Annotated in this window: 25 protein-coding genes and 1 pseudogene; 13 read left to right on the forward strand and 13 right to left on the reverse strand. The window is 74.7% G+C overall.

Going from position 1 to position 25,731, the window contains the following annotated elements:
• The first annotated feature begins 417 nt into the window (after positions 1–417).
• Positions 418–915 (forward strand): GNAT family N-acetyltransferase, encoded by a 498-nt coding sequence (locus IF73_RS0114790; RefSeq protein WP_031007687.1) that lies wholly within the window; start codon positions 418–420, stop codon positions 913–915.
• Positions 912–1,862 (forward strand): ABC transporter substrate-binding protein, encoded by a 951-nt coding sequence (locus IF73_RS0114795; RefSeq protein WP_031007688.1) that lies wholly within the window; start codon positions 912–914, stop codon positions 1,860–1,862. Before IF73_RS0114790 ends, IF73_RS0114795 begins: the two co-directional genes overlap by 4 nt.
• A 16-nt stretch (positions 1,863–1,878) precedes the next feature.
• On the opposite strand, the gene IF73_RS0114800 is transcribed toward IF73_RS0114795, so the two are convergent.
• Positions 1,879–3,180, reverse strand: coding sequence for a DUF5685 family protein (locus tag IF73_RS0114800; RefSeq protein WP_031007689.1), 1,302 nt, complete (start codon positions 3,178–3,180; stop codon positions 1,879–1,881).
• A 333-nt stretch (positions 3,181–3,513) separates the two neighbouring features.
• Between IF73_RS0114800 and IF73_RS0114805 the strand changes: the two genes are divergently transcribed.
• Positions 3,514–3,948 (forward strand): cell division protein SepF, encoded by a 435-nt coding sequence (locus IF73_RS0114805; RefSeq protein WP_031007691.1) that lies wholly within the window; start codon positions 3,514–3,516, stop codon positions 3,946–3,948.
• A gap of 107 nt (positions 3,949–4,055) precedes the next feature.
• On the opposite strand, the gene IF73_RS0114810 is transcribed toward IF73_RS0114805, so the two are convergent.
• A complete protein-coding gene (locus tag IF73_RS0114810; RefSeq protein ID WP_031007693.1) occupies positions 4,056–5,810 on the reverse strand; it encodes an MFS transporter in 1,755 nt (584 codons plus the stop codon).
• A 410-nt stretch (positions 5,811–6,220) separates the two neighbouring features.
• On the opposite strand from IF73_RS0114810, the pseudogene IF73_RS0114815 reads away from it, so the two are divergent.
• Positions 6,221–7,102 (forward strand): annotated as a pseudogene (locus IF73_RS0114815) (phosphatase PAP2 family protein); the annotation flags it as partial.
• Positions 7,103–7,187: 85 nt separating this feature from the next.
• On the opposite strand, the gene IF73_RS0114820 reads toward IF73_RS0114815, so the two are convergent.
• Positions 7,188–7,403, reverse strand: coding sequence for an I78 family peptidase inhibitor (locus IF73_RS0114820; RefSeq protein ID WP_031007697.1), 216 nt, complete (start codon positions 7,401–7,403; stop codon positions 7,188–7,190).
• Between the two features lie 308 nt (positions 7,404–7,711).
• On the opposite strand from IF73_RS0114820, the gene ctaD reads away from it, so the two are divergent.
• Positions 7,712–9,409, forward strand: coding sequence for a cytochrome c oxidase subunit I (ctaD, locus tag IF73_RS0114825; RefSeq protein ID WP_031007699.1), 1,698 nt, complete (start codon positions 7,712–7,714; stop codon positions 9,407–9,409).
• A 9-nt stretch (positions 9,410–9,418) separates the two neighbouring features.
• Here ctaD and IF73_RS0114830 read toward each other — a convergent pair whose 3' ends face one another.
• The 3 genes from IF73_RS0114830 to IF73_RS0114840 all read right to left on the reverse strand — a co-directional run bounded on the left by IF73_RS0114830 (position 9,419) and on the right by IF73_RS0114840 (position 12,573).
• Positions 9,419–10,702 carry a glycosyltransferase gene (locus IF73_RS0114830; RefSeq protein WP_031007701.1) on the reverse strand — a complete coding sequence of 428 codons (1,284 nt, stop codon included), beginning with the start codon at positions 10,700–10,702 and terminating at the stop codon, positions 9,419–9,421.
• A gap of 64 nt (positions 10,703–10,766) precedes the next feature.
• Positions 10,767–12,080 carry an ABC transporter substrate-binding protein gene (locus IF73_RS0114835; protein WP_031007704.1) on the reverse strand — a complete coding sequence of 438 codons (1,314 nt, stop codon included), beginning with the start codon at positions 12,078–12,080 and terminating at the stop codon, positions 10,767–10,769.
• A complete protein-coding gene (locus IF73_RS0114840) occupies positions 12,058–12,573 on the reverse strand; it encodes a hypothetical protein (RefSeq protein WP_031007706.1) in 516 nt (171 codons plus the stop codon). The genes IF73_RS0114835 and IF73_RS0114840 overlap by 23 nt, the downstream gene beginning before the upstream one ends.
• Before the next feature lie 133 nt (positions 12,574–12,706).
• On the opposite strand from IF73_RS0114840, the gene IF73_RS0114845 reads away from it, so the two are divergent.
• From IF73_RS0114845 to IF73_RS0114855, 3 genes are read left to right on the forward strand one after another with little or no spacing between them, the layout of a single operon-like run.
• A complete protein-coding gene (locus IF73_RS0114845; RefSeq protein WP_031007708.1) occupies positions 12,707–13,117 on the forward strand; it encodes a hypothetical protein in 411 nt (136 codons plus the stop codon).
• Positions 13,105–15,603, forward strand: coding sequence for an ABC transporter permease subunit (locus tag IF73_RS0114850; protein ID WP_037879228.1), 2,499 nt, complete (start codon positions 13,105–13,107; stop codon positions 15,601–15,603). The genes IF73_RS0114845 and IF73_RS0114850 overlap by 13 nt, the downstream gene beginning before the upstream one ends.
• The gene (locus IF73_RS0114855) at positions 15,600–16,262 is read left to right on the forward strand and encodes an ATP-binding cassette domain-containing protein (RefSeq protein WP_031007712.1); all 663 of its coding nucleotides are present in this window, start codon (positions 15,600–15,602) and stop codon (positions 16,260–16,262) included. Before IF73_RS0114850 ends, IF73_RS0114855 begins: the two co-directional genes overlap by 4 nt.
• A 4-nt stretch (positions 16,263–16,266) precedes the next feature.
• Here the strand turns inward: IF73_RS0114855 and IF73_RS0114860 are convergent, their stop codons facing one another.
• Positions 16,267–17,022, reverse strand: coding sequence for a transglycosylase family protein (locus IF73_RS0114860; protein ID WP_031007714.1), 756 nt, complete (start codon positions 17,020–17,022; stop codon positions 16,267–16,269).
• Positions 17,023–17,260: 238 nt separating this feature from the next.
• On the opposite strand from IF73_RS0114860, the gene IF73_RS0114865 reads away from it, so the two are divergent.
• On the forward strand, positions 17,261–18,043 hold the full coding sequence (locus IF73_RS0114865; RefSeq protein ID WP_031007716.1) for a hypothetical protein: 783 nt from the start codon (positions 17,261–17,263) through the stop codon (positions 18,041–18,043).
• A gap of 179 nt (positions 18,044–18,222) precedes the next feature.
• Positions 18,223–18,525 carry a hypothetical protein gene (locus IF73_RS0114870; RefSeq protein WP_051716796.1) on the forward strand — a complete coding sequence of 101 codons (303 nt, stop codon included), beginning with the start codon at positions 18,223–18,225 and terminating at the stop codon, positions 18,523–18,525.
• Positions 18,526–18,639: 114 nt separating this feature from the next.
• Here the strand turns inward: IF73_RS0114870 and der are convergent, their stop codons facing one another.
• The 5 genes from der to IF73_RS0114895 all read right to left on the reverse strand — a co-directional run bounded on the left by der (position 18,640) and on the right by IF73_RS0114895 (position 23,331).
• Positions 18,640–20,088: a ribosome biogenesis GTPase Der gene (gene der, locus IF73_RS0114875; RefSeq protein WP_031007721.1), complete on the reverse strand. Its 1,449-nt coding sequence runs from the start codon at positions 20,086–20,088 to the stop codon at positions 18,640–18,642.
• Positions 20,089–20,164: 76 nt separating this feature from the next.
• Entirely contained in the window at positions 20,165–20,809 is a 645-nt protein-coding gene (locus tag IF73_RS0114880) for a lysophospholipid acyltransferase family protein (RefSeq protein WP_031007723.1), read from the reverse strand.
• Positions 20,806–21,471, reverse strand: coding sequence for a (d)CMP kinase (gene cmk / locus IF73_RS0114885; protein ID WP_420706554.1), 666 nt, complete (start codon positions 21,469–21,471; stop codon positions 20,806–20,808). The genes IF73_RS0114880 and cmk overlap by 4 nt, the downstream gene beginning before the upstream one ends.
• Before the next feature lie 148 nt (positions 21,472–21,619).
• The gene (locus IF73_RS0114890) at positions 21,620–22,708 is read right to left on the reverse strand and encodes a prephenate dehydrogenase (protein WP_031007728.1); all 1,089 of its coding nucleotides are present in this window, start codon (positions 22,706–22,708) and stop codon (positions 21,620–21,622) included.
• A 134-nt stretch (positions 22,709–22,842) separates the two neighbouring features.
• A complete protein-coding gene (locus IF73_RS0114895) occupies positions 22,843–23,331 on the reverse strand; it encodes a YidB family protein (RefSeq protein ID WP_234338239.1) in 489 nt (162 codons plus the stop codon).
• A gap of 58 nt (positions 23,332–23,389) precedes the next feature.
• On the opposite strand from IF73_RS0114895, the gene IF73_RS0114900 reads away from it, so the two are divergent.
• The 3 genes from IF73_RS0114900 to IF73_RS0114910 are packed head-to-tail and all read left to right on the forward strand — an operon-like array spanning position 23,390 to position 24,963.
• Entirely contained in the window at positions 23,390–23,725 is a 336-nt protein-coding gene (locus IF73_RS0114900; RefSeq protein WP_031007732.1) for a DUF952 domain-containing protein, read from the forward strand.
• A 55-nt stretch (positions 23,726–23,780) separates the two neighbouring features.
• Positions 23,781–24,239 carry a Rieske (2Fe-2S) protein gene (locus tag IF73_RS0114905; protein ID WP_031007734.1) on the forward strand — a complete coding sequence of 153 codons (459 nt, stop codon included), beginning with the start codon at positions 23,781–23,783 and terminating at the stop codon, positions 24,237–24,239.
• Between the two features lie 25 nt (positions 24,240–24,264).
• The gene (locus IF73_RS0114910; RefSeq protein ID WP_031007736.1) at positions 24,265–24,963 is read left to right on the forward strand and encodes a DNA polymerase beta superfamily protein; all 699 of its coding nucleotides are present in this window, start codon (positions 24,265–24,267) and stop codon (positions 24,961–24,963) included.
• Here IF73_RS0114910 and IF73_RS0114915 read toward each other — a convergent pair.
• Positions 24,960–25,724, reverse strand: a complete 765-nt coding sequence (locus tag IF73_RS0114915; RefSeq protein WP_031007739.1) for a DNA polymerase beta superfamily protein — start codon at positions 25,722–25,724, stop codon at positions 24,960–24,962. The two genes, IF73_RS0114910 and IF73_RS0114915, sit on opposite strands and share 4 nt — an antisense overlap.
• Positions 25,725–25,731: the final 7 nt, after the last annotated feature.

Below are 25,731 nucleotides of genomic sequence, written 5' to 3' on the forward strand. Positions count from 1 at the left end.
AAGGCTCCGTGACTGCCAGAGGCGGCGGGTCGTTCGGGAGTGCGCCTTCACACGCACGGCGATGGAGAACGCGGGCCGGGCCCCTCAGCCCGGTGTCCGCCCTGTGAGGCTACGGGGCGATGGCGCGCGGCTGTCAAGTCCGTCCGCGATGCGGGCGGTTGAGTGAGGCGTACGTCTCCTACCGGTTGACTGGGGAACGGATGCCTGTTCCACTGAGGCCATGCATCCGCAGCAGCTCGTCACGCGCTCCCACATCGACCTCGGTCGTGTGTGGTCCTCTTCCTGTTGAGCCGTCCCGCTGCGTTTCCCCAGGTCGTCGTACCTGTCCTCCGGCGCTTTCGCTGACGCCGTCCCCCGCGCCTTCACGCACCCCTCCCCTCGCCCCGCCCTGTCTCTCCTCCCGCCCGAGGCCGACGCATGTCCTTTCCGCCCGGTCGGGTGTCCGCGCTCTCGCTGCGCGCGACGACGCCCGACGATCCGCTGGCGCGCCCGCTCCTCGACGAGCTGGCGCACGAGTACCTGACCCGCTACGGCGACTCCTCCGACCTGACCCGTTTCCCGGCCGGGGAGTTCGCCCCGCCGCACGGCACGTTCCTGCTCCTCCTCGACGGGGACGCGGCCGTCGCCGGCGGCGCGTACCGCCGCCACGGCCCCGGCACCGCCGAACTGAAACGGATCTGGACCCACTCGGCGCACCGCCGGCGCGGGCTGGCCCGCCGGGTGCTCGCCGCGCTCGAAGCCGACGCCGCCGCCCGCGGCTACACCCGCGTGTACCTCACCACCGGTCCGCGCCAGCCGGAGGCCAGGGGCCTCTACCTGGCGACCGGCTACCGTCCGCTCTTCGACGTCACCGCCGATCCCGAGTCGATCGGTCCGCTGCCGTTCGAGAAACACCTGGAGACCCCGGAGTCATGAGCACCCACAGGCGTACCCGTACCACCGCCCTCGTCCTGACCGCCGCCACGGCGCTGGCACTCACCGCCTGCTCCGGCGGCGATCCCGCGGCGACCGACCCGGCCGGAGCGGCGCGGGACGCGCTGCCCACGCAGGACGTGGTGGCGGCGGTCGGCCGGAACGAGGCGGCGGTGCGGCTGCTGCCCGCGGAGGTCCGCGAGCGGGGCACGCTGACGCTCGCCGCCTCGGTCGGCACCCCGCCCAGCTCGGCGTACCTCCCCGACGGGAAGACCGTCGTCGGCCTGGACGCCGACTTCGCGGCCGCCGTCGCGCGGGCGCTCGGTCTGGAACTGAAGCGCGAGGCGGCCGGGTTCGAGGTGATCCTGCCGGCGCTGGGCAGCGGGAAGTACGACGTCGGCACCGGCAACTTCGGGGTCACCGAGGAGCGCCGGAAGACGATCGACTTCGTGACCTACATCAACGACGGGCAGGGCTTCGCGGTCCGCGCGGACAGTCCGCTGAAGTCGGTCACCGATCTGACGCAGCTGTGCGGGCTGAAGGTGGCGACCGGCGCCGGCACCACCTTCGAGCAGACCCTGGAGAAGAACCGGGGGCGCTGCGCGGCGGCGGGGAAGGAGCCGTACGAGGTGAACGTCTTCAACGAGGGCGGGGCGCCCTGGCTGGCGCTCCGGCAGGGCCGCAGCGACGTGGTGATGAGCACCATCAACGGCATCCGGTACGCGGTGGACCGGCAGCCCGGCACGCGCTTCCTCAACGAGTACCGGCGGCTCGACGTCGGCTTCGCCTTCAGGAAGGGGTCCGCGCTGACGCCCGCCTTCCGGGCGGCGGTGAACGGGCTGAAGGCGGACGGCACCTACGACCGGATCCTGCGGAAGTGGGGGGTGACCGCCTCGGGCATCGCCGAGTCGCGGATCTCCCCGCCGGAGCTGCCCGCCCCGGCGAGGTGACCCGCGCGACGGCCCGTCAGCAGCTGCAGTCGCAGCCGCAGCCGTCGCAGCAGCCGCAGCCGTCCTCTCCGCAGCAGTTGGAGCAGCACTCGCAGCCGTCGCAGCAGCTGCCGCAGTCGCACTGCTGGCACAGGCCGTCCTTGCGCTCCCGGCTCCACGGGTCCTCGTAGCTGCCGCAGCACATCTGGCACGTGCAGGCGAGGCCGGCCCAGACCGCGCAACCGGCGATCAGGCCGCGCCGGTTGCGGTGCGGCGGGCCGGGCGGGAAGCCGCCGCCGCCCCCGCCGCCGCCCGGTCCGGGGTTCCAGGGCCCGCCCGGTCCGGCGGGACCGCCGGGGCCGGGGGCGTACGGGGTGCCGGGGCCGTAAGGGCTGCCGGTCCCGGGGCCGTTCGGCGCGTAGGGGTTGCCGGGCACCGGGCCGTGGGCGCCCGCCGGGGCGCCGCCGCCGACGTGGGAGCAGGTCGTGGTGCCGAAGGCGCGGTCGACCGAGACCCGCAGTTCGTGCGCGAGGAGCTGGTGGACGAGCTTGTGGTCGGTGAACTCGGCGTCGCGCAGCGCCAGCCGGATGCCGTGCAGGGCGTCGTCGGCGAGCCGGCGGGCCTCCTCGCGGGAGGTGCCGGTGGCGGTGAGCGGGTTCCAGGCGCCGGCCTCGGCGTCGGCGGCCTGGTCCTCGACGGCGTCGAGGAGGTGGGCGAGGCGGCCGAAGAGCCGGCCCGCCTCGGCGAGCGGTTCGGCGTTCCCGGGCCGGCCGGCGAGGAGCGCGGTGTGGGCGAAGGCGGCGGCGGTGGCGGTCTCGGTGGGTTCGGTGACGACGAGGAGCGGGGTGCCGGGGCCGGCGAGGGACTCGATGCCGGTCTGGCGGTCCACGGCGTCGACGAGCACGGCGGTGTCGAAGCCGACCGCGTGGCCCGCCCGGGCGCCGGCCCTGTCCCAGGAGCGGGCGACCCGGCGGGCCGCGGCGGCGACCGGCCGGCGGGCCAGCAGGCCGTCCCGGTCGGCGACGTGGTCGCGCACCTTGGCCGAGGCGAGGACGAGCGAGACGGCGGCGGCGAGCCGGGCGCCCTCGCCGCGGGCGACGGGCGCGGTGCGCATCGCGCGCAGCGGGCAGGGGCCCGCGGTGCGCCGGCCGGTCTCCGTGACGCCGGTCTGAGCCTCCGTCAGGACCGAGACGATGAGCCCGTCGTAGTTGGTCACGACCCGGGCGAACTGGCCGTGGTCGGCACGCAGGGCCAGACACAGTCCGCACAGGTGCGCCATCCACTGGGTCTTCAGGTGGTCGGTGAGCCGATGGGTGCAGGGCCTGACTATTCCGAACAATTCCATCCCCCGTGGTGCGGTGCGCGAGCGTGCCGGGCGCGGAGCGCGGACGGCCTCGCGGCATCGTAGCGAGGGGCGGCGTTCACCCGTACGCGCCCGACGTCACCCTTCTGGACCGACTTTCATATTTTCAGCAGCATGGCCCTCCGTCAGACCCCGCATACCCCAAGTTTCCTGACGAATCGCCAGGAAACGGGCCTCACGTTCTGCACCAGTACCGTCACGAATCCCCTGCGCGGCGCCTATCCACTTGGCGCGCGATCCGCATCATGGACGACGATAGGGATTGCGGAACCACAAGTGACCGCAGTGACCGCGTGAAAGGAGGCGTCCATGGGATCGGTGCGCAAGGCGAGCGCCTGGCTGGGACTCGTCGAGGACAACGACGAGCGTTACTACGACGACGAGTACGCCGACGGTGCCGAGAGCGGCGACGCCTGGGTGACGGACCCCCGGGTCCGGGTCGCCTCGGACACCGCCGAGGACCGGGGCCGCCGGATCGCCACCGTCTCGCCCGACAGCTTCCGGGACGCCCGGGCCATCGGCGAGCTCTTCCGGGACGGTGTCCCGGTGATCGTGAACCTGACCGCCATGGAGCCGAACGACGCCAAGCGGGTCGTCGACTTCGCCGCGGGCCTCGCCTTCGGCCTGCGCGGCTCGATCGAGCGCGTGGCGACCCGGGTCTTCCTGCTCACCCCCGCCGACACCGAGATCGTCAGCGGCGAGTCCGGCCGCCGTCAGCAGGACGGTTTCTTCAATCAGAGCTGACGCGCCCCGACCGCCCGGCGCCGCACCGCGCCGCCCCCGGATCGCCCCGCGATCCCGACCGACGCCACCCCGGCCCGGACCCGCCCCGCGGGACCGGGCCGGTCGCGTCAGCGGGCCCGGCCGGCCGCGCCGCTCATCGTCTCCGCGGGGCCGGAGCCCGGCAGCGGCCGGGGCTCGGCCGCCGCCCCGGTGTCGCCCGGGGAGGCCACCGGCTGACCGGGCACCATCGTCGGACCGGCGCACCCGTCGCGCTCCCCCGCCGCCGGCGCGCCCGCGGCCCGCGCGGCCTCGGCCGCCGCCTCCTCCAGCGCCGCCTCGACGTCCACCGGGCACTCCATCACCCGGGGCAGCCGGACGGCCATCACGGCACCGGCGAGGAGCAGGCCCGCGCTCACCAGGAGGGTGAGGTGCAGTCCGTCGACGAAGGCGTGGCGCGCGGCGGCGTGCAGGGCCGCGCCGGCCGCTCCGCCGAGCCGGTCGGCGACCTGGTACGCCTCGCCGAGCGAGTTCGCCGCGGCGTCGCTCGCCTCCGCCGGCACCCCGGGGACGCCGGTCAGGCCGGGGGCGTACGCCGCGTTCATGACGCTGCCGAGCAGGGCGATGCCCATGCCCGCGCCGAGCTGGTACGAGGTCTCGCCGATCGCGGCGGCCCCGCCGGCGCTCCGCGGCGGCGCCTCGCTGAGCATCGACTCGTACGCCGAGAAGAGGGTGGTCTGGAGGCCGAAGCCGAGCAGGACGAAACCGGCGGTGAGCAGCAGCGGCCGGTCGTGCTGGCCCATGAGCGTGAGCAGCAGCACCGCTCCGGCGGTGAGCAGGAAGCCCCAGCCGACCATCCGGCGGGGTCCGAGCCGGCGCAGGGTGTACGAACCGGTGGCGCCGGCCGCCATGGCGGCGAAGGTGAGCGGGAGGAGCCGCAGCCCGGTCTCCAGGGGGCTGAGTCCGAGGACCAGCTGGAGGTACTGGACGGCGATGAGCTCCAGGCCGACCAGGGCCAGCATGGCGAGGACGATGCAGCCGACGGAGGTGGTGAAGGCGGGCCGGGAGAAGAGCCGCATGTCGATCAGCGGGTGCGGCCTGCGCCGCTGGCGCCGGACGAAGAGGACCAGGAGCAGCACGCCGGCGAGCAGGGGTCCGGCGGTGAGCGGGGAGAACAGCGGCTCTCCGGCGCCGGCCCGCTTCACGCCGAGGACGCAGCCGAGGACGCCGGCCGCGGCCATCAGCGCGCCGAGGACGTCCCAGGGGCCCTCCGCGCTCCCCCGCGACTCGGGCAGGAGCCGGCGGGCGAGCGGCAGGATCAGCGCCATCAGCGGGATGTTGATGAGGAAGACGGAGCCCCACCAGTAGTGCTCGACGAGGAAGCCGCCGAGCACCGGACCGGCGGCCGCGCCGATCGCGGCGACCGCCGTCCAGATGCCGATGGCGGTGGCGCGCTCGCGGCGGTCGGGGAAGACCGTCCGGATGATGGAGAGGGTCGCCGGCATGATCATGGCGCCGCCGACGCCGAGCAGGGCGCGGGCCGCGATGAGGACCCAGGGCTCGGTGGCGAGGGCGGCGACGGCCGAGGCGACGCCGAAGAGTCCGTAGCCGAGGAGGAGGACCCGCCGCCGGCCGATCCGGTCACCGAGGGTGCCGAAGAGGATCAGCAGCGAGGCGCAGACCAGCGGGTAGGCGTCGACGATCCAGAGCAGCTCGGTGGAGCCGGGGCGCAGGTTCTCGGTCAGCGAGGGGACGGCGACGTGGAGGATGGTCGCGTCGAGGGCGACCAGGAGCAGGCTGACGCAGAGGACGACGAGGACGGCCCAGCGGTTCGCGTCGCCGACGGCCGCACGCCGTCCTGCTCGGGCCGTGATCGTCCGCGACATGTACGTACCTCCAAGTGACGCTCTCGCGCTCGGCATGGCGCCGCCGACCAGGGCTGATGTGCGTGCGGCGGCGCGGCGATGAGGGGCGAGTGAGCCGTCAGCGTACGCGAGGACGGGCCCGGGGAGGGTGGCGCACCTCTCACCCCGGCGAGGCTCCCGGTGTGGCGTACGCCACAGGGTGCGCCCCGCGCGTCGCATGGAATTCCGCACGGACGGGTGTTTGAAGTAATTCCGTGCCGTACAAACAGGCTTCCGGAATCAGCACCGGCGGCAATAGGGCGGAAGGTCATCGGATTTTCCGACGGGAGTCCGGAATTGCCGGGCCACTGAGACCTACTCCACATCACATCGTCATCACGAAGGGAGCGGATCGCCCGGGTCGTCTGCTCACCCCCTGTAACGTCGATTGGGTGCGTACCGACATCTTTGCCCGGCTGGACCGGGAGCCGGTCCCGCCGAAGATAGAGGTCCCGCGGATGACCCGGACGCGTCTCGCCCTCTTCGGCGGGACGTCGGCGTTCTACCTCGCGGTCGTGGTGGCGGTGCTGTTGTCCACCTGGCTGGTGACCCTCGACTGGAAGATCATGCTCTTCCGTCCCTACCAGCAGTGGCCGGAGCTGCACGCCTTCCTGGACTACTACGTCGTCCTCGGACAGCGCGGCCCGACGGCGGTGATGGTGGCGGCCTGGCTGGGCTGGCGCTCCTGGCGCCAGCACACCCTGCGGCCGCTCCTCTCGCTCGGCGCGGCGCTGCTGCTCCTCAACGTCACCGTCGGCGCGGTGAAGCTCGGACTCGGCCGGCTCGGCCCCCACTACGCGACACAGATCGGCTCGGCCGAGCTGTTCGCGGGCGGCGACATATTCCCCTCCGGTCACACCGCGAACGCGGTGGTGACCTGGGGCATCCTGGCCTACCTCGCCACCACCCCGCGGGCCCGGCGCTATCTGTCGGCGCTCTCCGCCGTGGTCGCGCTCGGCGTCGGCCTCACGACCGTCTACCTCGGCACGCACTGGCTGAGCGACGTGCTGCTGGGCTGGGCCGCCGGCCTGCTGATCCTGCTGGCGCTGCCCTGGTGCGAGCCGGTCATCGCCGTGGTGGAGGCGTGGCTCCTGGACCGGCGCGACCGGATCAGGGCGCGGCTGCGGGCCCGTCGCCGGCTGGTGCCCTCGCTGCCGGTGGCGTCCGGCGGGCCGCGGCTCTTCCCGGCACCGGTGGCCGCCGAGGAGCCGTCCCGGGAGACCGTGGGGGCGGCGGCGAGCCACGCCAGGGCGGCCCGGAGCCGGCCGTCGTCGGACCGCCTCACCGCCTGACCCACCGCCCCGTCCGTACGCGAGAGGGCCCCGGCCACCCGGCCGGGGCCCTCTCGCGTGTCCGGCCTCAGCCGATCCAGCAGCGGGTGACGGTGTCGTCCGCGACCTCGAGGTTGAGGCGTCCGGCGACGTACTCCATGGTGACGATCGCGCCGGGCGGGAGGGTCCGGACGGTGCGCCAGCCACGGGTCCTGGCGAGCCGGGCGGCGCCGTCCGCGTCGAGGCCCACATAGGACTCGGGCGCGTCTCGGGGCGGTTCGGGGATGCGCGGTATGGGTGCCATGGGGTTCACGTTAGTCCCCTCGCGGTCACGCTTGCGTCACAACTTCCCGACAGCCGCGGCGGCGGCCGGGCCGCTGCCGGAGACGGTGTTCCCGGCCGTTTCTCCGGTAATTCGAATAGGCGGCCGGAGGTTCGCACGAGCTGTTCGGGGTGTTTTCCCGCCCCGCCGGACCCGGCCTGGCCGAATTCCCGCCCCGGGGCCAACCGGCGAAATATGCGGAGGCCCGCGCGCGGCTCCCTCACCGTTCCCTTACAAGATGCCTACTCTGGCCGGACGCCGGAGAACCGGAACACGGGGCGGAGGCACCGATGAGCACCGAGGCGGCGACCACCACGGCCGAATCGGCACGGCAGCGGCACGGCCGGATCCTGGTCGACTGGCTGACCACCACCGACCACAAGAAGATCGGTCACCTCTATCTGGTGACCTCGTTCGTCTTCTTCCTCTTCGGCGGTCTGCTGGCGATGGCGATGCGGGCGGAGCTGGCCCGCCCCGGCCTCCAGTACCTCTCCAACGAGCAGTTCAACCAGGCGTTCACCCAGCACGGCACGATCATGCTGCTGCTCTTCGCCACCCCGACCTTCGCCGGCTTCGCCAACGAGCTGGTGCCGCTCCAGATCGGCGCGCCCGACGTCGCCTTCCCGCGCCTCAACATGTTCTCGTACTGGCTGTTCCTGCTCGGCGGGCTGATGGTGGTCGGCTCCTTCCTCACCCCGAGCGGGCCGCCCGACTTCGGCTGGACCGCCTACGCGCCGCTGAACAGCGCCGAACGCTCCCCCGGGATCGGCGCCGACCTGTGGATCATGGGGCTGGCGCTCTCCGGCTTCGGCACGATCCTCGCCTCGGTCAACTTCCTCGCCACCATCGTGGTGATGCGGGCCCCCGGCATGACCATGTTCCGGATGCCGATCTTCACCTGGAACGTCCTCTTCACCGCGATCCTGGTGCTCGTCGCCTTCCCCGTCCTCGCGGCGGCGCTGCTCTGCCTGGAGGCCGACCGGCGCTTCGGCGCGCTGGTCTTCGCCCCCGGCAACGGCGGGGCGCTGCTCTGGCAGCACCTCTTCTGGTTCTTCGGCCACCCCGAGGTCTACATCATCGCCCTGCCGTTCTTCGGCATCGTCAGCGAGATCATCCCGGTCTTCGCCCGCAAGCCGATCTTCGGCTACCTGAGCCTGGTCGCCGCCACCATGACGATCACCGGACTGTCGGTGGTGGTCTGGGCGCACCACATGTTCGCGACCGGGGCGGTGCTGCTGCCGTTCTTCTCCTTCCTCTCCTTCCTGATCGCGGTGCCGACCGGGGTGAAGTTCTTCAACTGGACGGGGACCATGCTGCGGGGCTCGCTCTCCTTCGAGACCCCGATGCTGTGGGCGACCGGCTTCCTGGTGTCCTTCCTCTTCGGCGGGCTGACCGGGGTGATCCTGGCCTCGCCGCCGATGGACTTCCACGTCACCGACTCGTACTTCGTCGTCGCCCACTTCCACTACACGGTCTTCGGCACGGTCGTCTTCGCGACCTTCGCCGGCTTCCACTTCTGGTGGCCGAAGTTCACCGGCAAGCTGCTCGACGAACGGCTCGGCAAGATCCACTTCTGGACCCTCTTCACCGGCTTCCACCTGACGTTCCTCGTCCAGCACTGGCTCGGCGCGGAGGGCATGCCGCGGCGGTACGCCGACTACCTGGCCGCGGACGGCTTCACCGCGCTCAACACCCTCTCGTCGATCGGCGCCTTCCTGCTGGGCGTCTCCACCCTGCCGTTCCTGTACAACGTGTGGCGGACCTGGCGGTACGCGCCGCGGGTGGACGTGGACGACCCGTGGGGCCACGGGCGTTCCCTGGAGTGGGCCACCTCCTGCCCGCCGCCCCGGCACAACTTCGTGGAGGTGCCCCGGATCCGCTCCGAGTCCCCCGCCTTCGACCTGCACCACCCGGAGTTCGCCGACTACGAGCGGATCCGGGTGACGAGCCCGCGGCCGGCCCGGCGGGACCGGCGGGAACTCCCCTAGACCCCGTCGTCAGCGCAGGCCGAGGCGGCGCAGGGTGCGGCCCGCCGCCGCCTTGGCGGTGTACGCGGCGTCGATCGCACGGCCCGCCCAGACGTGCCGGGCGACGGCCGCCGGGGAGTGGGCGCGGCGGGGGGCGCGGCCCGCCAGGAGCCCGGTCCACAGCTCCTCGTGGCGGGCGGCGATCCGCGCCGGGTCGAAGCGTTCCGCCGCCGCGAGGGCCGCCCGGCCGGCCTTGGCCCGCAGCTCCTCGTCGTCCATCAGCTCGCGCAGCGCCCGGGCGACCGCGCCGGGGTCGCCGACGGGGACGAGCCGCCCGTCCACGCCGTCCTCGACGATCTCGCGCGGCCCGTGGGGGCAGTCCGCGGCGACCACCGGAAGCCCGCACCGCATGGCCTCCACGATCGTCATGCCGAACGCCTCCCGCTCGGAGGTCACGGCCGCGATGGAGCCCTTCGCCCACTCCGGCTCCATGGGGTGGACCTGGCCCATCAGCCGGACCTGCCCGCCGAGCCCGCGGGCCTCGATCTGCCGGGCCAGCGGGCCCCGCAGGTCCTGCGCGGCGTCCCCGCTGCCGTAGATCCGCAGGCTCCAGTCGGGGTGGTCGGCGGCGACCTCGGCGAAGGCGTCGACGAGGATGTCGTACCGCTTCACCCGGGTGAGCCGGCCGGCCGCGACGACCACCCGGGCGGACGGGTCGGCGGGCGGGACGGCGGGCGCGGGCACGCTGTTGGGCACGGACTCGACCCGGACGGAGTCCGGCAGCCGGAGCCGCCGGTAGGCGCGGGCGTCGGCCTCGGTGACGGTGGTGACGAGGTCGAGCAGCGCGTACTCGTGGGCGATGTCCCGGCGCAGCCGGCGGCTGTGCCCGTCGAGGATCAGGTGCTCCTGGGCGACGAGCACGGGCCCGGGCCCGGCCTGCCGGGCCAGGTGGACGTTGAGTCCCGGCCGGGTGCCGACGAGGACGTCGGCCTCCACCCCGCGCAGATGCTCCCCGATCCGCGCGTCGGTCAGCGCGCTGTACTGCTTCCAGCGTCCGTCGCCGCGCGGGAAGACCCGGGCGGGGCGGTGGAAGTCGGGGTGGTCGCCGTCGTAGTCCGGCCCGTCCGCCCGCAGGTCGACGAGGTGACGGAGGGTCACCCCGGCCGGGAGGCCGAGGCGGGGGCGGTCGCGGTGGCGGAAGACCGAGACGATCTCCACCTCGTGACGTTCCGCCAGTTGTTCGGCGAGGGTGAAGGTGGTCCGGATGGTGCCGCCGTAGTGGTAGCCGTTGTGGAGCAGGAAGGAGATGCGCATCTGCCGGTTCCCCCCGGTCAGTTGGTCGGTCGGGGCGACTGTACTGCTCCGGCGGCGCCCGCCCTCACGGCCGGTAACCGAGCTGGGGGACGGTGGCGCAGTTCCGGGTCATCTCGCCCTGGCTCCGCCAGCCCTGCCCGTCCCGCCAGCGGGCCACCGAGAGGCAGGTCTCACGGGTGGCGGGCGGCCGCTCCAGGTGCTCGAAGCGGACGGGCAGCAGCAGCCCCCGGGCGGTGTACGGCTCGGGGCGCTCCAGGTACGCCTCGACGCACGTCCGGGTGAGTCCGCCCCGGTCGGGGCGGGCGAGGCAGGAGCGGGCCGCGTCGGTGAACCACATGGCGGCCGCCCAGCCCTCCAGCTGCCACTGGGAGAGCTCCCGGTCCCCCATGGCGGCGCGGAAGGCCCGGACCTCCGGGTGTCCGGTGTCGTCGAAGTTGCGGCTGGACCCGGTCACCCAGAGGGAGTCGCGGCAGCCCGGCGCGCGGGCGTAGGCGCGGGGCACGTCGGAGGACCAGTTCTGCACGTTCGTCACCTTGGCGTCGACCCGGACGCCGAGCGCCTCCATCGCCTCGCACAGCCGGGTGTTGCCGTGCGCGTCCAGCGCATCGAACACCAGGTCCACCCGGCGTTCGCGCAGATCGGCGGCGACGGCCCGGAAGTCGGGCAGGACGAAGTCGACGCGTTCGGTCACCACCCGGTACCCCTCGGCGCGCAGCCCCCGCTCGACGAGCCGGGCGTAGGCGGCGGAGGCGGGCTGGTCGTACGCGACGACGGCGGCGGTCCGCGCCCCGCGTTCGCGCGCGAACCACCGGTAGACCTCGGTCCCGCCGTACAGGGTGCCGTCCCAGCCGGGCGAGGCGCCGGTGCGCGGGGCGGAGCTGCCGTACAGGGAGTAGAGGTGGGGATGGGTCTCGTAGGCGGGGGTGAGGGGCTGGCCGCCGATGTCGGGCACCCCGGCGCGGGAGACGAGCGGGGCGCCCGCGTAGTCGAGGGCGGTGGTGGCGACGAGGGCGAAGACCTTCCGCTCGTCGAGGAGTTCGTGGACGCAGGCGGTGTTGCCGACGCCGCTGCCGCCGTCGTCGCAGGTCTCGACCTCGATCCGGCGCCCGTCGAGGCCGCCGGCGGCGTTCAGGGCGTCGAAGAAGGCGAGGGCGCCGTCGCGCGGGCCGGTGAGGGCCGCGCCGCCGACGGGGCTGGTGGCGCTGGTGATGATGCCGACGCGGAGCGGCTCACCGCCGGAGGGGTGGGCGGTGGGCCGCGTCTCGAAGGCGCGTTCCGGGAGCCGGCTGCCGCAGCCCGCGAGGAGGGCGAGGAGGAGGGCGAGCAGCAGGGCCGGGAGCCGCGCCGCGACCGCCTCAGCAGCCTTCGACGGTGACACCGCTGAGCTTCACCAGGCCGCACAGGGTCTTCACGGAGACCTTCCAGGTGTCGTCCTGGAGCACCGAGGTGCCCCGGGAGTCGGGCAGCAGCGGGTTGCCGCCGACCAGCAGGTCGTAGGTGACGTCGGCGCCGCTCGCGGAGGTGAACGCGACGCCGGTGACCTTCGCGGTGGTCGCGGCGGCCTGCGGGTTGCCGGCGAAGGCGGCGAGGACGTCCTTCATCTGCTCGCCGTTCTCCAGCAGCTTCACCCGCTCGGCGGCCGGGGTGTCGGCGTCGAAGAAGGCCGTCCAGTTCCGGGTGATCTCCGCCCGGGCGGCGGCCGGGTCGTCCGGTTCGCCGGCGCCGGGCGGCCGGGCCGTCATGCCGGGCGGCGTGGTGGAGGTGACCTGGTTGCCGGTCGCGGGCTCGTCGTCGGAGCAGGCCGCGACGGCGGGGGTGAGGAGGAGCACCGCCGTGGCCGCGAGGGCGGCCGCTCGTCGCCTGAGGACCATCTGGCTCACCACCGGATGTGCGTGCGGGCCGTACGTCCTGACCGTTCCAGGGTCGGACGATACGGGGCGGAGCGCAAGAATACGGGGCATAGTCGAGGAAAGGACCGAAGGAGCGTGGCGAGGGAGGTCCCTCGTGCCGACGGCGCGGTTCCTGCTGTGGGGCGGCCTGGCGGCCGCCGCCGGGGGCGCGCTGCTGTGCGTCCTCGGCTGGTACGGGATCTCCGGCGAGCGCTTCGCCGAACGCCAGCTGCCCTATCTGGCCTCCTGCACGGTGCCGGGCGCGGCGCTCGTGGTGGCGGGCGCGGTGCTGGTAGCGGCGGCGGTCCGGGCCGGCCCGGCCCCCGCCGACCCCGGACCGGAACCGGCCCCGGACACGGCGCTCCCTCCCCCGCCCTCCTCCGACGGCCCGCCGCTGCGGGTCCCCGGCGGCACCCTGGCGCACCGCCCGGACTGCCCGCTGGTGGCGGACCGGCCGGACGCGGTGCCGGCCGCCGGGGACCCCGGCCTCGCGCCCTGCCCGGTGTGTGAGCCGTGGCCTCCCTGACGTACGAGCTGACGCTGGCCGGCCTCGCGGTCGGCAGCGCGGCGGCGCTCACCGGCATCGGCCTGGTCGTCACCCACCGGGCGACCGGGGTGCTGAACCTGGCGCACGGCGCGGAGGCCATGGTCTGCGCGTACGTCCTCCGGCAGCTGGTGGTCGTGTGGGGGTGGCCGCTGTGGCCGGCCGCCCTGGTCACCCTGCTGGCCGTCGCCCCCGCCCTCGGCCTCCTCCTCGACCGGGCCGTCTTCCGCCCGCTCGCCCGCTCCGGCACCGACCCGGCCCGCGCGCTGGTCGCCTCGACCGGCGCCTTCGTCCTCCTCGTCGGCGCGGCGGTCCTGCTCTGGGGGCCGGGGGCCCGCGACGACGCGCCGGTGCTGCTCGGCGACGACCCGTGGCTCCAGCTCGCCGCGGTGGCGGCGGTGGCCTGCCTGGTGACGGCGGTGACCCGGTGGACCCGCTTCGGGCGGGAGCTGCGGGCCGTGGTCGACAACCGGCGGCTGGCGGTCCTCTCCGGGGTGGACGCGGACCGGATCGCGGCGGCCGGCTGGGCGTTCGGCGCGTGCACCGCCGGTCTGACGGGCGTGCTCCTCGCCCCGTACGTCCGGCTCGACCCGTACGGGCTGCCGCTGCTCGTGGTGGAGGTGATGGCGGTCGCGGTCATCGCCCGGATGCGGTCGCTGCCGGTCGCGATCGGCGCGGCGCTGCTCATCGGGGTGACCCAGGCGCAGCTGACCCGCTTCCACCCGGAGGGCTGGGCGGAGCCGCTGGTCCGGGCGGTGGGCGCGAACCTGTTCGTGATCGCGCTGCTGGTCGCCGCGCTGGTCCTGCCGGGCATCGGCGGCAAGGGGCACGACGCGCTGCCGCCGGCGCCGCGCGCGGGCCGCACCCCGCCCGCCGTGTGGGCGGTCGCCGCCGGCTGCCTGCTGCTCCCCCTGGCCGTCGCCGGTCCCGACCTGCGCACGGCGGTACAGGTCCCGGCCCTGGCGATCGTCCTCCTCTCGCTGGTCGTGGTCACCGGCCGCGCGGGCCAGATCGCCCTGGGCCAGGCCGCGTACGCGGGCCTCGGCGCCCTGTTCACCGCCCTCCTGTCGGCGGCCGGGCTCCCGGCCCTGGCGGCGCTGGCCCTCGCGGTGCCGCTGACCGGCGCGGCGGGGCTGCTGACCGCCGGCCCGGCGATCCGCCGCCACGGGCTGGCGCTGGCGCTGGCGACCCTCGCGGTCGGCGTGGCGGTGAGCCGCTTCGTCCTCACCCAGCCGTACGCCACGGCGGGCCTCCCGGCCCCGTCCCGCCCGGCGCCCTTCACCACGGACCGCGCCTACTACGTCCTGGAACTCCTGCTCCTCACGGCCGCCCTGCTCCTGGTCGCGGGCCTCCGCCGGGGCCGCACCGGCCGGGCGCTGGCGGCCCTCCGCGACCACGAGCGGGCAGCGGAGGCGGCCGGGGTCGCGTCGACGCGCCTGAAGCTCCTCGCCTTCGCCCTGGCCGCGGCCCTGGCGGCGCTGGGCGGCGGCCTCCTGGCACTGGGCGCGCAAGCCTTCGACCCCACGGCCTACGACCCCCTCCGCGGCCTCCTCTGGTTCGCCGCGGTCGTGACCCTCGGCGCGGACCACCTCCTCACCCCCCTCCTGGCGGCCCCCCTCCTCCTCACCCTCGACACGGCGGGCCCCGCAGGCGCCGCGGCCCTCCTGATCGGCCTCCTGGCCACCCGCACCACCCGCCTCCCACCCCTGACGGCCTTCCTCACGTCCCCAGGCGGACCGCGCCCCCGGACCCACCCGCCGGCCGCCGACGGCGCGGCGCCGCCCACGGGAGGACCCGCACCGGTCGTCCCGCCCACCCGCACGGGGACCCGGCTCCGTGCCGAGGGGCTGTGGTTCGCGCACCGCGGCGGGGTGACCGCCCTCCGTGGCGCCGGGATCGTGCTGCCGGCCGCCCAGGTCACCGCCGTGGTCGGGCCGAACGGGGCCGGGAAGAGCACGCTCTTCGACTGTCTGTCCGGCGCGCTGCGCCCCCGCCGCGGCCGGGTCCTGCTGGACGGCGAGGACATCACGGGCCGGCCCGCGCACGCCCGGGCCCGGCGCGGCATCGCCCGGACGTTCCAGCAGCCGGCCGTCTTCCCGTCCCTGTCCGTGGAGGAGAACGTCCGCGTCGGCGCCGACCACACCCGCCGGCCCGCCGCCGCGACCGAGCGCGCCCTGCTCCTGACCGGTCTGGCCGGCCCGGTGCGCGCGCTGCCCGCCGCGGACCTGCCGACCGGCGTGCTGCGCCGGGTCGAGCTGGCCCGGGCGCTGGCGGGCCGCCCGCACACGCTGCTCCTGGACGAGCCGGCCGCGGGCCTGGACGCGGCCGAGACGGAGGCCCTGTCCCGGCTGCTGGCCGCGCTCGCCGCCGACGGCCTGACCGTCCTGGTGGTGGAGCACGACCGGGACGTCGTCGCGGCCGTGGCCCGTACCGTCCACACGATGGAGGGCGGGAGGCTCGACCCGTGAGCGTCGAGATGGAGCTGCGCGGCGCCCGGGTGCGCTACGGCCCCCTGGAGGCCCTGCACGGCCTGGACCTGCCGGTCCCGGCCGCCACGGTGACGGTCCTGACCGGCCGGAACGGCGCCGGCCGCAGCACGGCGCTGCGCGCGCTCGCCGGGACGGTACGGCTCGCCGCGGGCCGGGTCGTGTGGCGCGGCGAGGACGTGACCGCGCTGCCGCCGCACGACCGCTCCCGCCGCGGCCTCTGCTTCGTACCGGACCGGGAGGCGGTGTTCGAGGGCCTGACGGTCGCCGAGAACCTGGCCCTGGCGGCGCCGGGCGACGCCCCGGACGGCGCCCCGCCCCCGTATCCCGCGCTCGTCCCGCTGCTGTCCCGGACGGCGGGGACGCTGTCCGGCGGGGAGCGGCGGATGCTGGCGGTCTCCCGGGCGCTGCTGCGGCCGGCCCGGGTGGTGCTGGTGGACGAGCCGTCCCTGGGCATGGCGCCGCCGGTCGCGGCCGCCACGTACGCGCTGCTCGCGGCGCTCGCCGTGCGGGACGGCGCCGCGGTGGTGCTGGCCGAACAGCGGGTGCCGGACGGGCTGCCGCCCGGCACCCTGGTGCACGAGCTCCGCCGCGGCGCCCGCGTGTTCAGCGGCGAGGCGGCGGAGCGGCGGGCCCGCTGACGGCTCAGAGCGGCGCGATCCGCAGCATCGTGCCGACGTACAGCCGGTTCGGGTCCGGGCCGATGACGTCCTTGTTGGCCTCGTACAGGCGCTGCCAGCCGCCCTTGACCGAGAAGCGGCGGGCGATGCCGCCGAGGGTGTCGCCGGCCTGCACGGTGTGGACGCGGCCGCTGAGCCCGTACCGCTTGGAGCAGACGGGCCAGGCGCCCCAGCCCTGCACACGCAGGACGTCCTCGGCGACGGTGATCTGCTGCCGGCGGGTGGCCAGGTCGGCGCGGCGGGCGAACTTGAGGCCGCCGAACTCGATCCAGGTGGGCTGCCAGAACTGGAGCCCGCCGTAGTAGCCGTTGCCGGTGTTGACGTCCCAGCGACCGCTGCTCTCGCACTCGGCGACGCAGCCCCACGGCCACTGGTCCTCGGCGCAGGCGTACGCGGGCACGCCCGCCGGTCCCGCGGACGGCGGCGGGGGCACGGCCCCGGTGCCTTCCGCGGGGCCCGCGCCGGGCGTGCCGCCCGTCGCCGCCTCGACGGCCGCCGCGGCGGCGGCGAGCGCGTCGGCGGCGGCCGTGAGACCGGACTCGGCGGCGGTCCCGGCGACGTCCGGCAGGGCCGGTACGGCGGGGGCCCCGGGCGCTCCGGCGCTGCCGGGCCCGTCGTCGCCGGGCGCGGCCGTGGCGGCGGGCGCCTGGTGGAGCGCGAGCAGCGCCGCGGCGGAGGCCGCCGCGAGCGAGCCGGCTGTCCAAAATCGGATCATCGACATCGCCGCAGGCTAGGGCGGGCTCCCGCGCTCCGGCGCCGTGCCGCGCGGAACACTGTTCACTTCCCACCCGGTCGGAGTCACGGGGCGCCGGTCGCGCCCCGGCCGCCCCTCCGCACGCGCCAGGGGCAAGTTGCCCGGCTTCCGCGCGTGACCCCGCCCGCGCCTGGCCCGTTGAACTCGGCATGAGACGCCCGGGAAAGGCCCGGGGTCCGTCCGTACCGACTCCAGGGAGCCCCCCGTGCCGCGCATGCTCGACGTCAGCGAGGACGTACGCGCCGAGATCGGCGACGAAGAAGCCGACCGGCTGCTCGCCGGCGACAACGCCCCGGGCAGCTACGACTGCACCTCCTGCCGCACGCCGGGCGACTCCGAGCAGGAGCGCACCAGCACGGTGCTGTTCGTCGGCGAGGAGACCGCCGTCCTCGCGTTCGCCCACGCCAGCTGCATCCCGTCGCAGGTCGTCCGGGTCGCCGAGGACCAGCTCCAGGGCGCCGTCGCCTCCATCACGGCCGCCGACGCCGCCGACGCGCTCACGGCCGCCCACCCCGAGCAGGCCGTGCTCGGCGTCACCAGCGGTCTGGTCCTGATCGACGGCGAGCTGCACCCGGCGCTGGTCGTGGAGCCGACCGCGCCGGTCGCCCGGCCCGGTTCCGACCGGCTCACCGACGAGTTCCTGCCGCTCCTCGTCGAGCAGGGCTTCCACCCGGTCGCCGACCTGAACACCAAGCCGGCCGCGCTGCCCGGCTGGTCGGTCCTGGTCGCCATGGGCCAGCTGCACTCGGTGCTCCAGCCCGGCACCGGCGGCGCGGGCCAGACGGCCTGGTGGCAGGCGCACCAGCCGCTCCAGGTCACCGAGGGCTGGCGCGCGGCGGCCAACAAGTCGCACACGGTGCTGGTCTTCGCGGCGCCGGTCGGCTCCATCGGCCAGCAGCCGCGCGAGGACCTGCTGCGGGACGCCCTGGAGAAGGCCGCGGTGAACGGGCGCCTGGTCGCCGCCGCGATGCCGCTGGCCGGTACCTGATGGACGACGGGCGTCCGGGGATAGGGCCGGTGCGTCCGCGGGGCGTCCCGACCGTGCCGCGTCCCCGGCGGGCCCCTCTTTCGGAGAGCCGCCCGCATCCGACGGTCGGCGGGGTCGTTGGCACCTACGTGCACGCATACGACCCCTTCCCCCAGCCGTATCCGAGTCCGATCCCCGGCATGCGCCCGGCGCAGGACGTCCCGGCCGGATACTCGGCGACGCCGATCTTCGATGCCCTGTACTCGGAGTACCGCCGGTCGTTCCGCACGCTTCCGGGTGACCGCAGCGGCGAGGAGGAGCTGGCGTTCCGGGCCTTCGGCACGGCGCTGAGCACGGGCCTGTCGGGCTTCTCGGGCCTGTCGGGCCTCCCGGGCTTCTCGGGGCTCCACGGCCAGCAGCAGGCGGCGCATCCGCCGGCCTGGTCGGCACAGCAGCATCCCCCGCAGGCGGCGCTGCCGCCGGGGCCGCGCAGAGGCTTCTGAGCGGATCCGGGAAACGGCCGAGGGCCGGAGTCGTACGGTACGACTCCGGCCCTCGGCCGTTGTGCGTGGCGCGGGTGCTTCTTCCCGCCGCGGGTTACTTCTTCTTGCCGCGGGTTACTTCTTCTTGCCGCGCTTCTCGCGGACGCGCACCGAGATGTGGATCGGGGTGCCCTCGAAGCCGAACTCCTCGCGCAGCCGGCGCTCGATGAAGCGGCGGTAGCCGGCCTCCAGGAAGCCCGAGGCGAAGAGCACGAAGCGCGGCGGCTTGGTGCCGGCCTGGGTGCCGAAGAGGATGCGGGGCTGCTTGCCGCCGCGGATCGGGTGCGGGTGGGCGGCGACGAGCTCGCCGAGGAAGGCGTTGAGCCGGCCGGTGGGGACGCGGGTCTCCCAGCCGGCGAGGGCGGTCTCGATCGCCGGGACCAGCTTCTCCATGTGGCGGCCGGTCTTCGCGGAGACGTTGACCCGGGGCGCCCAGGAGACCTGCTGCATCTCGGTCTCGATCTCGCGCTCCAGGTAGTAGCGGCGCTCCTCGTCGAGCTCGTCCCACTTGTTGTAGGCGATGACGATGGCGCGGCCGGACTCGACGGCCATCGTGATGATCCGCTGGTCCTGGACCGAGATCTGGTCGGTGGTGTCGATGAGGATGACCGCGACCTCGGCCTTCTCGACGGCGGCGGCCGTGCGGAGGGAGGCGTAGTAGTCGGCGCCGGCCTGGAGGTGGACCTTCTTGCGGATGCCGGCGGTGTCGACGAACTTCCACGTGGTGCCGCCGAGCTCGATCAGCTCGTCGACCGGGTCGCGGGTGGTGCCGGCCAGCTCGTTGACGACCACGCGGTCCTCGCCGGCGACCTTGTTGAGCAGGGAGGACTTGCCGACGTTGGGGCGGCCGATGAGGGCGATGCGGCGGGGGCCGCCGACGGCCTTGCCGAAGGTCTGCTCGGGGGCCTCGGGCAGCTTCCGCAGCACCTCGTCGAGGAGGTCGCCGGTGCCCCGGCCGTGCAGCGAGGAGACCGGGAACGGCTCGCCGAGGCCCAGCGACCAGAGCATGGCCGCGTCGGCCTCGCCGGACTGGCCGTCGACCTTGTTGGCGGCCAGCACGACCGGCTTGCCGGCGCGGCGGAGCAGCTTGACGACGGCCTCGTCGGTGTCGGTGGCGCCGACGGTGGCGTCCACGACGAAGAGGCAGGCGTCGGCGGCCTCGATGGCGTACTCGGCCTGGGTGGCGACGGAGGCGTCGATGCCGAGGACGTCCTGCTCCCAGCCGCCGGTGTCGACGACCTTGAAGCGGCGGCCGGCCCACTCGGCCTCGTAGGTGACGCGGTCGCGGGTGACGCCCGGCTTGTCCTCGACGACGGCCTCGCGGCGGCCGATGATGCGGTTCACCAGGGTCGACTTGCCGACGTTCGGACGGCCGACGACGGCGAGGACGGGGAGCGGGCCGTGGCCGGCCTCCTCGATCGCCTCCTCGACGTCCTCGATGTCGAAGCCTTCTTCCGCGGCGAGCTCCATGAACTCCGCGTACTCGGCGTCGCCAAGTGCCCCGTGGTCGTGCTGGTCGTTCATGAAGTCCGTTCCTTGATCATTCGTGGTCGGTGGGATCCGACGGCGGAGCCGTGGGGCCCACTACTGAGAGTGTCGCTCAGCGCCCGGTGAGGCGCCTGGCGTTTTTCAGGTGGTCGGTGAGGTGCTCCTGGATCCGGAGCGTGGCCTCGTCCAGCGCCTTGCGGGTACGCCGCCCGCTGCCGTCGCCGGCCTCGAAGGGCTCCCCGAAGACGACGTCCACCCGGCTGCGCAGGGCGGGCAGCCCCTTCACCAGCCGGCCGGGCCGCTCGGTGCTTCCCAGCACCGCGACCGGCACGATCGGGGCGCCGGAGCGGACGGCGAAGTAGGCGAGGCCGGCGCGGAGCGAGGCGAAGTCGCCCTCGCCGCGGGTGCCCTCCGGGAAGATCCCGAGGACGCCGCCCTGCTCCAGCACGCCGAGCGCGTCGCCGATCGCCTTCCGGTCGGTGGAGTCGCGGTCGACCTTGAGCTGCCCGATGCCCTCCAGGAAGCCGCCCAGCGGCCCGACGAACGCTTCCTTCTTGATGAGGAAGTGCACGGGGCGCGGGGCGGTGCCCATGAGCATGGGGCCGTCGATGTTGTGCGCGTGGTTGACGGCGAGGATGACGGGACCGGAGGCCGGGACCCGCCAGGCGCCGAGCACGCGCGGCTTCCAGAAGCCGTACATCAGCCCGATGCCGATGCGACGGCCGACGGCGGCCCCCTTCGCGGAGGGCTGGGTCACTTGGCGCCCGCCCGCTTCTCCTCCACCAGGGTGACGACGCACTCGATGACCTGGTCGAGGGTGAGCTCGGTGGTGTCGACCTCGACGGCGTCGCCGGCCTTGGCGAGCGGGGAGGTCTTGCGGCTGGAGTCCGCCGCGTCCCGCTTGACCAGGGCCTCCTGGGTGGCCCGCACGTCGGCGCCCTTCAGCTCGCCGGAGCGGCGGGCGGCGCGGGCCTCGGGCGAGGCGGTGAGGAAGATCTTGAGGTCGGCGTCGGGGAGGACGGTGGTGCCGATGTCCCGGCCCTCGACGACGATGCCGTGCTCGGCGCCGCGGGCGATGGTCCGCTGGAGCTCGGTGATGAGCGCGCGGACCTCGGGGACGGCGCTGACGGCGCTGACCCTGGAGGTGACCTCCTCGGTCCGGATCGGGCCGGAGGCGTCGGCGCCGTCGACCGTGATGGTCGGGCGGGACGGGTCGGTGCCGGAGACGATGACGGGCTTGCCGGCGGCGGAGGCCACGGCGTCGGCGTCGGTCACGTCCACACCGTTGCTGATCATCCACCAGGTGATCGCCCGGTACTGGGCGCCGGTGTCCAGGTAGCTCAGCCCCAGCTTGGCGGCGACCGCCTTCGAGGTGCTCGACTTGCCCGTGCCGGAGGGGCCGTCGATGGCGACGATCACGGATTCCACGGTGAGGGGGACCTTCCTGGGTGTGCGGCGGCCCCGGCGGCAGTCCGGGACTCCTCTAAGGTTACCGAGTCCCCCACACCCGTCCGGCCCAACGTCCCCCCGACCCCTCCCGTACCGGTGGCGACGATCGGCGGCGGCGTCAGGTGGTGCGGAGGGACCAGCCCTGGGTCTGGAGGGACTGGGAGAGGGCGGGGGCCGCCGCGGGGTCGACCATCAGCTGGACCAGGCCCGCCTGCTGCCCGGTCGCGTGCTCGATGCGCACGTCCTCGATGTTGACCCCGGCCCGCCCCGCGTCCGCGAAGATGCGGGCCAGCTCGCCGGGCCGGTCGCTGATGAGCACCGCGACCGTCTCGTACGCCGTGGGCGCGGCACCGTGCTTGCCGGGGACCCGGGCCCGTCCCGCGTTGCCGCGCCGCAGCACGTCCTCGACGCCGGTCGCGCCGTCGCGCCGCTTCTCCTCGTCCGCGGACTGGAGGGCGCGCAGGGCGCGGACGGTCTCGTCGAGGTCGGCGGCGACACCGGAGAGGACGTCGGCGACCGGCCCGGGGTTGGCGGAGAGGATCTCGATCCACATGCGCGGATCGGACGCGGCGATCCGCGTGACGTCCCGGATCCCCTGGCCGCAGAGCCGTACGGCCGACTCCTCCGCCTCCTCCAGGCGGGCGGCGACCATCGAGGAGACCAGCTGCGGGGTGTGGGAGACGAGCGCGACCGCGCGGTCGTGGGCGTCGGCGTCCATGACGACGGGCACGGCGCGGCAGAGCGCCACGAGTTCGAGGGCCAGGTTGAGGACCTCGGTGTCGGTGTCGCGGGTGGGGGTGAGCACCCAGGGCCGGCCCTCGAAGAGGTCGGCGGTGGCGGCGAGCGGGCCCGAGCGCTCCTTGCCGGACATCGGGTGGCTGCCGATGTACGGGGTGAGGTCGAGGCCCATCGCCTCCAGCTCGCGCTGCGGGCCGCCCTTGACGCTGGCGACGTCGAGGTAGCCGCGGGCGGCCCCGGCGCGCATCGCCTCGGCGAGGGTGGCGGCGACGTGCGCCGGCGGCACGGCGACGATCGCGAGGTCCACCCGGCCCCCGGGTTCCGCGTCGGTGCCCGCGCCGAGCGAGGCGGCGGTCCGGGCGCTCGCCGGGTCGTGGTCGCGCAGGTGGACCGTGACGCCCCGGCCGGCGAGGGCGAGCGCGGCGGAGGTGCCGATCAGTCCGGTTCCGATGACGAGCGCAGTTCTCACGGGGGATGTCCTTGGGGCGCGGGGCGGTAAGGGCCCAGCCTAGTCAGCCGCCGGGGGCACCCGCGCGTGCGCCCGCCCTGCGAGACATGACACGGGTCATGCCGCGGGACGGGCGCACGCGCGCGTACGACGGCTCAGAGTTTCTGGGCCCGGATGATGTCCTCCAGCGAACCGCCCTGGGGCAGCGATCCGCCCGGGGTCAGCTTGTCGACGGCCTGCGGCAGCGACTGCGCGATCTCGTCGGCGGCCTGCTGCGGGGTGACCCCGGCTTCCTGGGCGACCTTCCGCAGCGTCTCGTCGGGGAGCGCCTCGGCGATCTGGGTGCCGTCGACGGGCTTGTTCTCGCCGGTGCCGATCCACGACTGCGCCTGTTCGGCGAGGCCGGACCTGGTCAGCATGTCGAGGAGTCCGCCGAGCGGGTTCTGGCCGCCGGCCCCGCCCGCGCCGCCCTGGCCGCCCTGGCCGCCCGCGAGCGCGCCGAGGAGGGAGCCCAGGATGCCGCCGGCGCCTCCGCCGCCCTGACCGCCGCCCCCGCCGAGCAGGGAGCCGAGGAGACCGCCGAGATCGTTGCCCGCCATGGTGCCGCCTTTCGTCGGGGTGAGGACCTCCTCAATCTCACCCATGGGTGGGCATTCCGCCACCGGGAGTAGGCGCGGCCCGGCGAGCGGGTAGAAAGGGCGGATGCTGCTCCATGTGGTGCCCCTGGACGAGTGGTCCGCGGACCCCGGTCTCCCCTACGCCCCGCCGTCCCTCGCCGCCGAGGGCTTCGTGCACTGCTCGCCGGACGGGCAGGCGGCGCTGGCGATCGCCGACGCCCACTACCGGGACGTGCCGGGCCCGCTGCTCGTGCTGGTGATCGACGAGTCCCTGCTCTCCGGGGAGGTCCGCTGGGAGGGCTCGGAGGACCGGCTCTTCCCTCATGTGTACGGACCGGTCGAGCGCGCCGCGGTGACCTCGGTCCTGGAGGTGCTGCGGGACGCGGACGGCCGAGCGAGGGAGTTGGCGCCCTGGGTGTAGGCGGGGCACGGCGTGTTGCGGGGACGGTGCCGCGTACGGGGCGAAGCTGGACCGTATGACTTCACGGACGACACCCCGCCGCACGGTCCTGCTGGCCGCCGCCCTGACGACGGCGACCGCGGCGACGACCACCGCCTGCGGCTCGGACGGCGGTGAGGGCGGCGACGGCGGCACGGAGTCCGGCGCGCCCGCCACCACCCCGGCCGGGACGGGCAGCGCCCCGGCCGGCACCCCGCTGGCGAACACCTCGGAGATCCCAGTCGGCGGCGGCACCGTCTTCGCGGACCGCAAGGTGGTGGTGACGCAGCCCACGGAGGGCGAGTTCAAGGCGTTCTCGGCCGTCTGCACCCACCAGGGCTGTCTGGTGAACAAGGTGGCGGACGGCACGATCGACTGCCCCTGCCACGGCTCGAAGTACGCCATCGCCGACGGGGCGGTGACCGCCGGGCCGGCCCCGCGGCCGCTGCCCGCCGAGGAGATCACCGTCTCCGGGGAGACGATCACCCTCGCGTAGCCTGGCCGCCATGACCGCCATGGACATGACTCCCGAGGCGCTGGTGCGCGAGCACACCGTCTACGCCTGTGTGATGGGCTCACGCGCCTTCGGTCTGGCGACCGAGGACAGCGACACCGACCTGCGGGGCGTCTACCTCGCCCCGACGCCGCTCTTCTGGCGCTTCGACAAGCCCCCGGCGCACGTGGAGGGCCCGGCCCCGGAGCAGTTCAGCTGGGAGCTGGAACGCTTCTGCGAGCTGGCCCTGCGCAACAACCCGAACGTCCTGGAGTGCCTCCACTCCCCGCTCGTCACGCACATTACCGAGGTGGGCGCCGAGCTCGTCGGGCTGCGCGGCGCCTTCCTCTCCCGCCAGGCCCACGGCACCTTCGTGCGGTACGCGGGCGGCCAGCGCCGCAAGCTGGAGGCGGACGTCCGCCAGTACGGGCATCCGCGCTGGAAGCACGCGATGCACCTGCTGCGGCTGCTGGCCGGCTGCCGTGACCTGCTCCGCACCGGCGAGCTGCGGATCGACGTGGGCGGGGACCGGGAGCGGCTGCTCGCGGTCAAGCGCGGCGAGCTCGGCTGGCCGGAGGTCGAGTCCTGGATGAACCGCCTCCAGGACGAGGCCGACGACGCGCTCACCGCCTCCCCGCTGCCGCCGGCCCCGGACCACGCGCGCGTGCAGGACTTCCTGGTCCGCGCCCGCCGCGCCTCGGCCCTCCAGGAGCTCCAGGAGCTCTAGAGGGCGGCCAGCCGGGCCCGCACGACGAGGTCGTGGAGGGCGTCCGCGGCGCGGACCGCGTCCGGGAGGGCCGAGGCCGCCTGGGCCGCGTCGAGCGTGCCGTGCAGGGCCTCCACCTCGGCCCGCACCTCCTCCGCCACCACCTCGGCGGCGCCGTGCTCGGCGGCCGACTTCGCGGCGACCAGGTCGGGGATCCGCGCCGGGGCCTCCGGCACCTCCCCCACCAGGGTCGGCAGATGGGCCTGCACCTCGCCGGAGCGCATCAGGTGGATGCCGGTGAGCAGCGCCCGGTAGGTGTAGAGCAGCGGCTTCAGCTCCCCGCTCCTCTCGAAGAGCCGCCACTGGGTCGCGGCGAAGCCCCGGTAGTGGTGGGCGTGGTGGGCGGTGAGCACGCCGGGCACGAGCGCGGTCAGCTCGGCGTGCACCGGGGTGGTGTGCACGACCAGCGGCGAGGTGAGCTGCTCCAGGACGTAGCCGTTGCGGCGCAGCATCAGCCGGGCGAACTTCCGCAGGTCGTGCGTGACGAGGTCCATCTCGACGCCGTCCCGGTCCCAGGTCCGGTCCCGGGTCTCCTCGGGCTCGCGGAGCCCGACCAGCGCCGCCGCCGGGAGCAGGTGGACGCCCCGCAGGTCCACGTCGGAGTCGTGGGAGGGGAAGCCGTACAGATGGGCGCCGGAGACGGTGGCGAAGAGCAGCGGGTCGGGCTCCTCGGCCACGACGGCGGTCAGGTCGGCCTCGTGGGCCTCAAGCGTCAGCGTCATGGGACCG

The organism is Streptomyces sp. NRRL F-5727, from assembly GCF_000719555.1.
In the GTDB taxonomy this organism is placed as follows: domain Bacteria; phylum Actinomycetota; class Actinomycetes; order Streptomycetales; family Streptomycetaceae; genus Streptomyces.